This is a genomic window from Pseudomonadota bacterium (genome assembly GCA_039714795.1).
GTDB lineage: Bacteria > Pseudomonadota > Alphaproteobacteria > JAGOMX01 > JAGOMX01 > JBDLIP01.
Genome location: JBDLIP010000060.1, coordinates 1 through 10,459, shown reverse-complemented (window position 1 = coordinate 10,459; position 10,459 = coordinate 1). Strand labels below are relative to the sequence as shown.

General features: G+C 42.0%; 13 protein-coding genes. 5 read left to right on the top strand and 8 right to left on the bottom strand.

Annotated features, from left to right (window positions below; genetic code table 11):
• Positions 1-391, top strand: a 391-nt coding sequence (locus ABFQ95_05500) for a hypothetical protein (protein MEN8236979.1), incomplete at its 5' end; no start/stop codon positions are given.
• A 51-nt stretch (positions 392-442) separates the two neighbouring features.
• On the opposite strand, the gene ABFQ95_05495 is transcribed toward ABFQ95_05500, so the two are convergent.
• The 5 genes from ABFQ95_05495 to ABFQ95_05475 all read right to left on the bottom strand — a co-directional run bounded on the left by ABFQ95_05495 (position 443) and on the right by ABFQ95_05475 (position 3,451).
• Positions 443-760 (bottom strand): hypothetical protein, encoded by a 318-nt coding sequence (locus ABFQ95_05495; protein MEN8236978.1) that lies wholly within the window; start codon positions 758-760, stop codon positions 443-445.
• Between the two features lies 1 nt (position 761).
• Positions 762-965 carry a hypothetical protein gene (locus ABFQ95_05490; GenBank protein MEN8236977.1) on the bottom strand — a complete coding sequence of 68 codons (204 nt, stop codon included), beginning with the start codon at positions 963-965 and terminating at the stop codon, positions 762-764.
• A 395-nt stretch (positions 966-1,360) separates the two neighbouring features.
• On the bottom strand, positions 1,361-2,086 hold the full coding sequence (phbB, locus tag ABFQ95_05485; GenBank protein ID MEN8236976.1) for an acetoacetyl-CoA reductase: 726 nt from the start codon (positions 2,084-2,086) through the stop codon (positions 1,361-1,363).
• 43 nt (positions 2,087-2,129) lie between these two features.
• Positions 2,130-3,305 carry an alpha/beta fold hydrolase gene (locus ABFQ95_05480; GenBank protein MEN8236975.1) on the bottom strand — a complete coding sequence of 392 codons (1,176 nt, stop codon included), beginning with the start codon at positions 3,303-3,305 and terminating at the stop codon, positions 2,130-2,132.
• Between the two features lie 2 nt (positions 3,306-3,307).
• Positions 3,308-3,451 carry a hypothetical protein gene (locus tag ABFQ95_05475; GenBank protein MEN8236974.1) on the bottom strand — a complete coding sequence of 48 codons (144 nt, stop codon included), beginning with the start codon at positions 3,449-3,451 and terminating at the stop codon, positions 3,308-3,310.
• A 164-nt stretch (positions 3,452-3,615) separates the two neighbouring features.
• Here ABFQ95_05475 and ABFQ95_05470 point away from each other — a divergent pair, with 164 nt between their 5' ends.
• Positions 3,616-4,068, top strand: a complete 453-nt coding sequence (locus ABFQ95_05470; GenBank protein ID MEN8236973.1) for an FKBP-type peptidyl-prolyl cis-trans isomerase — start codon at positions 3,616-3,618, stop codon at positions 4,066-4,068.
• A gap of 84 nt (positions 4,069-4,152) precedes the next feature.
• Here the strand turns inward: ABFQ95_05470 and ABFQ95_05465 are convergent, their stop codons facing one another.
• Positions 4,153-4,554, bottom strand: coding sequence for a DUF4280 domain-containing protein (locus ABFQ95_05465; GenBank protein ID MEN8236972.1), 402 nt, complete (start codon positions 4,552-4,554; stop codon positions 4,153-4,155).
• A gap of 73 nt (positions 4,555-4,627) precedes the next feature.
• On the opposite strand from ABFQ95_05465, the gene apaG reads away from it, so the two are divergent.
• Entirely contained in the window at positions 4,628-5,020 is a 393-nt protein-coding gene (apaG, locus tag ABFQ95_05460; protein ID MEN8236971.1) for a Co2+/Mg2+ efflux protein ApaG, read from the top strand.
• Positions 5,021-5,103: 83 nt separating this feature from the next.
• Here apaG and ABFQ95_05455 read toward each other — a convergent pair whose 3' ends face one another.
• Positions 5,104-6,276, bottom strand: coding sequence for an ATP-binding protein (locus ABFQ95_05455; protein MEN8236970.1), 1,173 nt, complete (start codon positions 6,274-6,276; stop codon positions 5,104-5,106).
• A gap of 241 nt (positions 6,277-6,517) precedes the next feature.
• Between ABFQ95_05455 and ABFQ95_05450 the strand changes: the two genes are divergently transcribed.
• A complete protein-coding gene (locus ABFQ95_05450) occupies positions 6,518-7,513 on the top strand; it encodes a sodium:calcium antiporter (GenBank protein ID MEN8236969.1) in 996 nt (331 codons plus the stop codon).
• 574 nt (positions 7,514-8,087) lie between these two features.
• A complete protein-coding gene (locus ABFQ95_05445) occupies positions 8,088-9,341 on the top strand; it encodes an MFS transporter (protein ID MEN8236968.1) in 1,254 nt (417 codons plus the stop codon).
• 370 nt (positions 9,342-9,711) lie between these two features.
• Here the strand turns inward: ABFQ95_05445 and ABFQ95_05440 are convergent, their stop codons facing one another.
• Positions 9,712-9,984 carry an HU family DNA-binding protein gene (locus ABFQ95_05440; protein MEN8236967.1) on the bottom strand — a complete coding sequence of 91 codons (273 nt, stop codon included), beginning with the start codon at positions 9,982-9,984 and terminating at the stop codon, positions 9,712-9,714.
• Positions 9,985-10,459 lie beyond the last annotated feature (475 nt).

The following is a 10,459-nucleotide window of genomic DNA, read 5'->3' as shown; positions in this document are numbered from 1 at the left end:
AAATTGGGAAAAAAAATTTGCCCAAGTTAAACAAGAATTATACCTATACTCTCTGCTCAATGATTTTATCAAACAAGAAATAGAAGGAGACGAGTTATACACGAAAGTATATTCTAATAAACCAGCTCATGAAAGTGAAGGATGGACGGTAGTTCTGATAGAGCGCTCTTCTCGTTTCATATGGGAAATGAAGTGCGGCAAGAAAGACGAAGAATTATTTCAATACACTTTGGGGAAGCTTATAGAAGTTATCGAAAAAACAGACGATCTTTCATTACTAACGGATGGAGAAAGGCGCTACGGTAACACTTTGTTTGATCTTTGCAAGGAAACAATTCTTTCAGGAAAAAGAGGGCGCCCCCGGGCGGCACAGCAGTCAAATTTTTGCTAATGAAAAGCGCCATTCATGCCCGGGACGGGTATAATTTTCCGGGAATTCAGGTTAAAAAGCAAGTTCTATTTTTAAGCTGAGCCCTAAAGTGTTTCTAGGACTGCTACCATCCTTACCTGGCAAAATTCCTAATTCCGTGGCTGTATACCTATTGAAATAATCGTGACCATACTTAATAGAGCTAACATTAACGTCGTCTCCTGAGAGAAAGAAGTTCACAAATTTTAACTTATACATAACATACGTAGCAGGGGATATCAATTGTGATGCTTTCACTTCTGGGTCAAATATTTCTGGTTTAATACCTAAAGCCTGTACTATTTTGTCTCTGTTGTTAGGTATTGTGTACCAAAACACTTCTTGCAACAAGCTATTGGTCCCACCTGTTTTGAACAGTTAAATTTACCTTAGCCCTTTTGCCATTAAATTCAGTAAAATTTTTATTTGAATTAGCCACTGATACCATAACGGGTACTTCTACTATGTCAGTAGCAGCAACTTTCTGGTTAAGATTAGGAGTAGCAAAAGCCACAAACACTATAAAATACCACAAACTATCAACTGATTTTTTCATAATCATACACTCCTCATTATCTATTAATAACACCAATATTATTATATTATATATTTTATTGTAAAATAATTATGTTAACAATTGGGGTGTTATCAGCGAAAAGGGCCCTTAAGGTGAATTCACATAATTAACCTAAGTATTTAAAAATAATACATTAAGTGGCAAATTTTTGACTCACCCAAAGATACCTTTTCGCAGATAACTCCCCAATTCGTTAAAGAAAAAGATAACATTAGATATTTTGATAGTAATTACGATAATTTCAAAAAGAAGATGCCAGTCCTCCTATCAATTACGACCGGATAAAGCAGTATACCCACTACCATGGGCACACAGTGAACGTTGGACAAAATCAGATTACGGTAACGAAGGACGTTGGTTTCTGACATCTGACATCAGCACGCCATATACTGACCGCCATTAGCTGACATCGTTGCACCGGTAATAAACCCAGCAGCATCAGATCCCAAGAACGTTACCACTTGGGCAATCTCTTCAGGAGTTCCCAAACGCCCTACGGGAATTTGTGCAACAATTGACTCTCGGACCTTTTCTGGAATTGCCATAACCATTTCGGTTCCGATATAACCCGGGGCAACCGCATTAACAGTAATTCCTTTGCGAGCATTTTCTTGAGCTAATGCCTTGGTAAAACCAATAACACCTGCCTTAGCCGCCGAGTAATTGGTTTGCCCCATTTGTCCCTTTTGCCCGTTAATCGAGCTGATGTTTATAATACGACCAAATCCATTATCGCGCATTGCATTAATGACACAGTGACTCATGTTAAAACACGAAGTTAGGTTGGTCATAATGACCGCTTGCCATTGTTCGTAAGTCATTTTGTGAAACATACCATCACGAGTGATGCCAGCATTATTTACCAGAATCTCTGGATCACCTAAGTCAGATTTTACATTTTGCATACCCTGGGAGCACGCTTCATAGTCGCTTACATCCCATTTGTATGTGGTAATCCCGTTTTCTTGTGAGAACTTTTTAGCAGCTTCATCATTGCCGTGATAGGTCACAGCCACGCGATGTCCTTGTTGTTTGAGGGCCCTTGCAATAGCTGCGCCAATTCCTCTAGTTCCTCCGGTAACTAATGCGATACGACTCATAATTTTTCTCCTCCTCTTTCTTCTTTTTTCTAGTTGGTTTTCTTTAACTTGGGTTTGTTGTTTTTAAAAACTGAGCAATCGGTTCCCAAACAAGCTCAGGCGCAGATTTACTTGTCACAAGTCCAATATGCCCCAAAGGAGGCTCTATAGATTGAACGTGCGGCAATTTGCCTAACAAAGCTCGACTTGAGTCAGGTGAGACGATCGTATCTTTCTTTGGAACGACACCAAAGGTTGGAATCTTGATTTCGCTGGCAATTACAGATTGTCCTTGTATTTTCCACTGATTTCGATGGGGTAAATTATCGCGGTACCAACCCAACAAGCAATCTTTTGCAACTTTTGGTGCCAGTGGCACGCAATCATTTAGCCAATCTTCAACTTCAACAAAATTTTGGACAAAAGCCGTGTTTTGAAAATCTTGACCCAATTCGGCAAATTTTTTCATCACACCTGGTGGGTTTAAAGATGCAAAGAGCATCTGAATTACCTCAACAGGAAGTTCTTGATAAACATCGATCAAGCTTTCAAGAAAGCAAGAACTTTGTTGCATCACCACCGGCAGCCATTCTCGACCGACATGGAAGTCCCAAGGCGTTGCCATCAAAACAAGACTCGCAATTTCTGGGTGCCGCAAAGCCAAAGCGGTAGCTAGCATCCCACCCATGCAATATCCAACTACGTTTATAGGTTGCTTGGAAATTTCTTGCACAAAATGCAGCATCGGCTCCAAACGATTTTGAAAATAATCATCCAATGAGTAATCACGCTCATAATCACTAAGATCTCCCCAATCCACCAAAAAAGGGCGAAAACCTTGTTCTGCCCAATACCTTAAGACACTGAGATCTTCTTTAAGATCGAGAATATAACTGCGATTGACATGGGATGGAACCACAAGCATTGCAGGGCCTGCTTTATTGGCAGACTTACCATAATCATAAAGCTTGGTGGCCCCTTGTTGCCACACAACCGGAGGAAGATTACGCGCACTGTCATGCGGGGCTTGTTGATAGGTATGTAACCCCCTAGCAAAGTGTTTGAATTGGCCTTGCATGTCCTGTTGCATTTTTTGCCAAAGCTTTGGCAAATCGTCAACTTGGGGAAGATCTTTGCCGAACCCAGGAGCAAACATTGTCTGAGATAGAGGAGCCTGTGCCATCATCCACCCGAGCCACAACGGTAGACTCGAAGAGAGACCCGATTGAGGATCATACATGATTAATCTGACAAGCTTGATTCTATCGCGTCTTTTGCTTCACCTTCTGGCTCAACGTGAGCTGCGTAACACGTGTTGCCTTTTGAGACAACAACTTCCCAGTTACTAAAAGTGTCAAAAAAATCACCAATTGAAATGTGTGACATGATCGTGGACCCTCCCCTTGAGATGTTTATATAGACCCTTAGACTACCCTTATTCTGGACCAATGAAGTGAACATGTCTAGAGTTGTTTTGAAAAAATTTGTGGACAGATAGCCTATATTTTGCCAGATTGTGAGTATCTTAAAGCTTTTAAGGAGATTAAAAAATGAACAACGCACTACTCAAAACCCTTGGATTTTCTTGTCTTACAGCAGTCATTTCAATGTCTGCCCCCCAGGCAAAAGAAGAGCCGACACCCACACAAAAATCTGCACAAGGAAAAGTACAAATGCCCTCAGGATTGATTATTGAAGATATTACCGTTGGAGGTGGCATAACTCCTGAAGAAGGTCAAACCGTTGTCGTGCACTACACAGGGACTCTAGAAAACGGGAAAAAATTTGACAGCTCACATGATCGCGGGAAACCCTTTCGCTTTACCCTTGGAGCAGGAGAAGTCATTAAAGGCTGGGATGAAGGGCTTGCAACTATGAAAATCGGCGGCAAACGCAAACTGACTATTCCTCCTGAGTTAGGATATGGCGCACGTGGTGCAGGAGCTGCTATTCCAGCCAATGCCACTTTGATTTTTGACGTTGAGTTGGTTGATGTTGAGTAGTAGTTGAAATTTTGAAAAGCGATGGATCCTAAATCGTGAAGATTTTCCAATTCGTGCAGTTTTACGTCGCGCGAGCTCTACCTGCTAAGGCACCATAAACGTTGTCTCTCCTGGATAGGAAACAGAGATTGACCCGGCAAACGTGCACATCAAAACAGAAGTGCTGCTCAAAGCCGGAGCTCCCCCGATATGAACCGTCATTGCACCCGGCATCCATGGAGCCGCAAAAATAGGTTGGCAGTCCTGTGGATCAAGGACGCCATTTTTTTCAGCAGTTGCCTTAGCTGTGTCAGGAAACAACAAACTCTTACACTTGCCAAATGTTCCAACTAGAACTGGGAAATTGACCCCCAGTTTATTGTCCATAATGTTAGCAGCTGGCTTTGATTCACCTTCAACACGTTTATCTGGCGAAACAGTAAAGTTTGAATGAGTGTCTCCCATCGAACAACTACACTGAGCTGTCGAAACTGTCTCAGTTGCCATTACTAATTTTCCTTCCAAAATAGCTCTTATTGTACTAGCATAGTTCAATAGTTCACGAGTGGCAAATGTGTATATGTATTCTGCAACAACCAATTCTATTCGGGTGATTGTCGAGCCTTTGTTCTTGGCAGACCAATCCTCTCCAGATGATAATATCTTTGTGTGGGCATATAATGTGCGTATTGAAAACAACAGCAAAATCGCCGTGCAGTTAAAATCTAGAATTTGGAAAATCACCGACAATCTTGGACAAAGCCAAAAAATCAAAGGGAGAGGAGTTGTAGGACAACAACCAACTCTCGATCCAGGCGATGCCTTTGAATATACCAGTGGCGTTCCATTAAAATCCCCTTCAGCCATCGTGCAAGGCAGCTACAAAATGCTCACGGAATATGATGAGTGGATTGATGTCTCAATTCCAGCCTTTTCTCTTGATAGTCCTTTTTTTAATAATACCAGACACTAGTGCAAGTTGACAGGGCTATTCCGTGAAGCCCGTAGATAACACATTTTCACTGAACAGCCCTGTTCCTTAGGTATAATTTGTTGCTAAGCATTTAAAATCTGATTAATATGGAAGTTCTGCCAACTGAGAATAGTAGTTGATTTGCGCACCATATCCTCAGCGCCACCATAAACAAGATAAGCTTTTCCTGCTTGTTTTGTGAAGGTTTTCCAGTACTCTAGGTTTTTGAAAAAATCTTTATTAATAGTTTTGCCAGATTTGATTTCAATGGGGATCAGCTGATCGTTCGATCCTTCGACAATTATATCAATTTCATGTCCCACTTTATCGCGCCAAAAATAAAGCAAAGGTTGCAGTCCGCGATTAAAAAATTGTTTTTGTAGCTCGTTGACAATCAAGTTTTCAAACAAAGATCCCTTGGCATAATGATCCTGAAGTTGCTGAGAAGACGCTATATTCAAGAGATAGCAGGCCAGGCCAGTGTCGTAAAAATAGAGTTTAGGGGCTTTGACCAAGCGTTTGCCAAAATTTCTATAGTATGGCTGTTGTAGATAAACAATAAAGCTCATTTCCAAGAGCGACAACCACTGTTTGGCGGTAAATTGGGAAACACCACAGTCATTGGCCAAAGAAGATATATTGAGAAGTTGCCCAACACGTCCAGCACACAGTTTGATGAACTTTTGAAACAAAGTAAGGTTGGTAATGTTTTTAATTTGGCGTACATCTCGTTCCACGTAAGTTTGTAAGTATCCAGGATAAAAATCTTTGGGCTCAATGTTATAACGGTAGATACGTGGATAAAATCCTTGAAAAATGAGTGAATGGACATCAACAATTTGCAAATTCTCTCGTATTAGTTCCCTATAGGTGAGAGGAAGCAAAGTGGTAATGGCAACACGCCCGGCTAGACTTTGTGAGATTTTTTCATTTAACAAAAACTGCTGAGAGCCTGTAAGAATATAAAGTCCGGGTCTGTCTTTTTGATCTGCATAGAGTTGCAAATAAGAAAATAACTCTGGCACTTTTTGGGCTTCATCAATAATGAGGCCGTCTGAATAACGCTCTAAAAAACTCCTGGGATCTATGGCGGCATTTTCTCGTTGGACGGGATCTTCCATATTAACATAGGCAAGATCAGGAAACGTTTTTTGAACCAGAGTTGTCTTTCCAGATTGCCTAGGCCCAAGAACGCTAACAATTGGGAATTTACCAAATAAGTCTACGAGCTTTTGGCCCAAGGTTCGGTGAATCATGCAACAGGTATGCTCTAGCTCTTTTAGTTATCTGGACAAATTCTAGCACAGAAATTGGATTTGTCCAAAAAAGATTAAGTTCTACCAGGGTTGCCCCCGAGAAACAGTCGATTCAGCGACTTCGTGTCGCACGTGACCGGGGCGAGTATACTAGAAAATCAACAGTTTGATTCAGCTTCAGTACACAAAAAAAATTGCAACTATTGAGCTTGCAACCTCCCCTTAATCTTTTTCCTGGAAAATGGTACATAAATACGATCAGAACAAGAGCAAGGCACCCACGACATTCATGGCAGACATACTTTATCCCCTTCTTGGCCTTCTAGCAGCCAGTGCGCTCTTGATGCTGGGAGCAGAAATTCTGATTAAAGCCTGCAAGCTCTTTTCCCGCGCTCTTGATGTTTCAGAAGCATTTTCCGGAATTACATTGATGAGCATTGCCACCTCGTCACCTGAAATTTTTGTCTCACTGGGCGCACATTTCAGCGATCATACAGCTCTTGCTTTGGGCAATCTAGCCGGCAGTAACATTGCCAATATCTTGTTGGTTTACGGGCTGGGATGCTTGCTATTCTTAAAGCCCAATCATTCACGCAGTCTGATGTCCCGTACCGATATGATCGCTTTTGTATTATCCTCTTTGGCGTTTTTCCTGGTAATTTTTTATGGTCTCTACAGTTTTCTAGCCGGCGCCCTCCTTCTTCTATTTTACTGCGGCTACATTGGCTTCTCCTACATTACCGAGCACAACGGTACATCCCATAAAAATACAGTGCGCGAATTTTCTGGCCCTATTGCACTTAAACTCCTGGCTTTTTCCTTAGCTGGCGCAGTAGTTTTATACGCAGGATCTGAGCTCATCATCTATAGTGGCACCTCTCTTGCCCGCATCTTTAACATCCCCGAAAGCACTATCGGCTTGACAGCCGTTGCCGTCGGCACCAGCCTTCCCGAGTTGGTGGTTCTGTTGCTATCAGCCAGGCGCATGTCGGAAGAGTTCGTGATTGCCAACATCATAGGCAGCAACGTCTTTAACATCACATTAATTCCAGGGCTAATGTTCTTGATTTTACCTACCCAAGCTCCCATTTATCTGGAAAACATCGGCGTCATTTTCTTTGCCCTGTGCTCCTTGCTGTTCATCATCAAATCACAACTGAGCCGCAGATTTTCAATAACCTCAGGTGCAATATTTCTAATGTTGTACGCTGCTTTTATTTATCGGCTTGCAGCGTAAATCAGCATGCAAAACTGCACCACTAAATAGGACATAACCTCTTCAAAAACAGCACGCAAAAGAGACCACTTTTTGGAGAAATGAGTTGGTTAAATTCTGTTTCTATGATGCTGAGTTGTTCGGAACTTCCATATTGTTCTTCGTAGTGCATTAAAAACTCCGAAAAATCACGGTTATTGACAATATGTATTGAAAACACAACCTGCCATCCCTATATGTATATTGTTAACCTCGATTCCCGGAAATTGTAACTAGGACCTTTCATTTATTGCCATAATCCCTTTAAGAACAAGGCTCGTTATAACGGATTCTGTGGGATGCATTATGCTCTGCATTTTAGTGGCACGTTGATAAGACCTTTGATCCTTTGTTCTAGGTAGTTTTACCTCCGAGCATGGATTGGGTTTCCTGTGTCATCACGACAGATTAGAAAAATCCTGAGCTCATATTTCCAAACCCCTATAAATCCCGCTCTTCGTGCATAATGCTTATTATAAACATCATAATTATATAGCTTGCATCTTATTATCACATGGTGTATTGCTACGGTGAGCTAAACTTAAGGAGGCTATAGATGAACAAGAAACGAATTCTTTTTGCAAGCGTGCTAGGAAACGCACTCGAGTTTTATGATTTTACTTTGTACGGTGTGTTTGCCACCGTTATTGCTAGACTCTATTTTCCTTCCGATAACGAGGTTATCTCTTTGCTGGCCAGTTGGGGGGCCTTTGGTACTGGGTTTTTGATGCGACCTTTTGGCGCTATGGTTTTTGGTTACATTGGTGATAAATTCGGCCGACAAAAAGCATTAACGCTTTCCATCGTGTTGATGGGTGTTCCTACTTTGGTCATTGGTTTGTTGCCGGGGTATGCAACCTTGGGGGTACTGGCTCCCATCATTTTGATTTGTTGTCGTTTGCTACAGGGGCTGTGCACCGGCGGAGAATACAATGGTGCTGGCATTTTTGCCATTGAGCACATGGGCAGAAATTATCCTGGCTTTGCCAGTGGAGCCATTACAGGTTCGTGCGTGATTGGTGCCATTACGGCAACGGCTTTTGGGTCGGTGATCACTGGGCACGGGGATGTTGAATGGATGTGGCGTATTCCCTTCGTTTGTGGTGCATTTGTAAGTGTTATTGGATTTTATGTGCGTCGACGCCTAACGGAAACTCCGGTTTTTAAGGCGCTTGAGAAGGAAGAGGATTTTCTGCAATCCCCATTTGATGTGGTGCAATTTTGTGGTCTTGAATTTACTAAAGCCATCATGTTGGGTTTGTGCAATGGGGTATTTTCGTACACATTGTTTGGCTTTATGATTACCTATTTGTCTCGGTATGGTGACATACCGATTGCCCAAGCCATGCAGTTGAATCTATTAGGGCTGCTGGCTTTTATGGTTGGTTCCCCTATCCTTGGGCATGTTGCAGAAAAAATGGGGAATGAAAAGTACTTTGCTTATGGGGGATTTGTTGGACTCTTTTCAGTAGTGCCCTGTTTCTTGCTGCTACAATCGAGTTCATTACCTGCTATTTTGGTGGGACAATTAATCTTGGGGATACTAACTGCTGGAATTGCTGGTCCACAGCACTACGTCCTGGTGAAACTTTTTCCTGCCAAATATCGTTACAGTGGTGCCTCCATGGGTTTTTCCATTGGTATGGCTGCTGGTGGTGGGTCAGCCCCAATTGTGTTGATTCACCTGATTGAGAAAACTGGAAATACTATGGTTCCGGCTTATTTCTTGGGCGTGTTTTGTTTTATCGCAACTTGGACGTTGTTGATCGATCGCCTGCCATTTGGGGCTAGCAAAGCAAGGCACAGGTGATGTAGAAGACCTCTATCTAAAAGCGCAATTTATGCCCGGTACGGGTATAACCAAATATTTTCATTTTCAAATCTAACTTCAATAGAAATTTTGCCGTCGCTAATTTGGTAAAACACAATTTCATTTGATGTCTGTACTTAATTGTTTTTTTACCGCTCATAAATTATTTCCCTCTACACCCTTAGCTAGAATCAAAATGTTGAGTTTAATGATAGCGAGAAGCGCATAGTTTACAAGGGTAAATGAGCACTTCGAGCGTATCAGGAAACAGAGGTTTTGATTGCACTTCGGTATAAACAAAAAAATCCCAAGACCGATACGCTACTTACGCAAAGACCTTAGGATCATTGAAAAAAACTGAAAGAAAAGTCTAGTTAACAGCTTCTTTGAGCTCTTTACCTGCACGGAAGCGTGCCTGGTTTGAAGCAGGAATGCGAATCTGAGCACCAGTGCGCGGATTACGACCCATGCGAGCTTTTCTTGCAGTTACTGAAAACGTACCAAAACCGATAAAGCGAGCATCGTTACCGCGACTAAGTGTCGATGTGATGCCCTCAAATACAGAGCTGATAGCTCTTTCACTTGCAGCCTTTGACAAGCCAGTTTCACGTGCAACATGTGTGATAAGATCTGATTTATTCATAAGAGTTCCTCCTGAGTTTATTTATATCATTATGCTAGTGATCCGAATCACCAGACCAACCGACAGGTGTAAACTATTTTTTTTGCTTACACTGTTTTAGATTCTATACTAACTAACTTCTTTTTCCAACCCCTTTTATTCAAATTGCAGGGCTGTTCAGTGAAACCAACACGGCCGTCATCCTGAACGCTGATTTTCCGAACGTGCGACTGTAAGTCGCACGAATTGGAAAATCTTTGCGATTCAGGATCCAATTCTTTTTTGCAGATTTAAAAAAATGGGATCCTGAATCGTAAGGTTTTGCCTCCTCAAGTCTTACCAGACTTGAGTTCCAAAACCAACGTTCAGGATGACGATCCGTAGATAACACATTTTCACTGAACAGCAACCCAATTCCGCGCCATGCGTGGCATAGACACCTCAAACTAACTTAGCTACCAACATTCTGACATGTCCGTATCGCGTTTCACAAATT

Bases quoted from the DNA above. Each gene is read 5' to 3' on its own strand.
- ABFQ95_05490 (MEN8236977.1), bottom strand. From the start codon at position 965: ATGAAAAAATCAGTTGATAGTTTGTGGTATTTTATAGTGTTTGTGGCT.
- phbB (MEN8236976.1), bottom strand. From the start codon at position 2,086: ATGAGTCGTATCGCATTAGTTACCGGAGGAACTAGAGGAATTGGCGCA.
- ABFQ95_05480 (MEN8236975.1), bottom strand. From the start codon at position 3,305: ATGTATGATCCTCAATCGGGTCTCTCTTCGAGTCTACCGTTGTGGCTC.
- ABFQ95_05475 (MEN8236974.1), bottom strand. From the start codon at position 3,451: ATGTCACACATTTCAATTGGTGATTTTTTTGACACTTTTAGTAACTGG.
- ABFQ95_05470 (MEN8236973.1), top strand. From the start codon at position 3,616: ATGAACAACGCACTACTCAAAACCCTTGGATTTTCTTGTCTTACAGCA.
- ABFQ95_05465 (MEN8236972.1), bottom strand. From the start codon at position 4,554: ATGGCAACTGAGACAGTTTCGACAGCTCAGTGTAGTTGTTCGATGGGA.
- apaG (MEN8236971.1), top strand. From the start codon at position 4,628: ATGTATTCTGCAACAACCAATTCTATTCGGGTGATTGTCGAGCCTTTG.
- ABFQ95_05455 (MEN8236970.1), bottom strand. From the start codon at position 6,276: ATGATTCACCGAACCTTGGGCCAAAAGCTCGTAGACTTATTTGGTAAA.
- ABFQ95_05450 (MEN8236969.1), top strand. From the start codon at position 6,518: ATGGTACATAAATACGATCAGAACAAGAGCAAGGCACCCACGACATTC.
- ABFQ95_05445 (MEN8236968.1), top strand. From the start codon at position 8,088: ATGAACAAGAAACGAATTCTTTTTGCAAGCGTGCTAGGAAACGCACTC.
- ABFQ95_05440 (MEN8236967.1), bottom strand. From the start codon at position 9,984: ATGAATAAATCAGATCTTATCACACATGTTGCACGTGAAACTGGCTTG.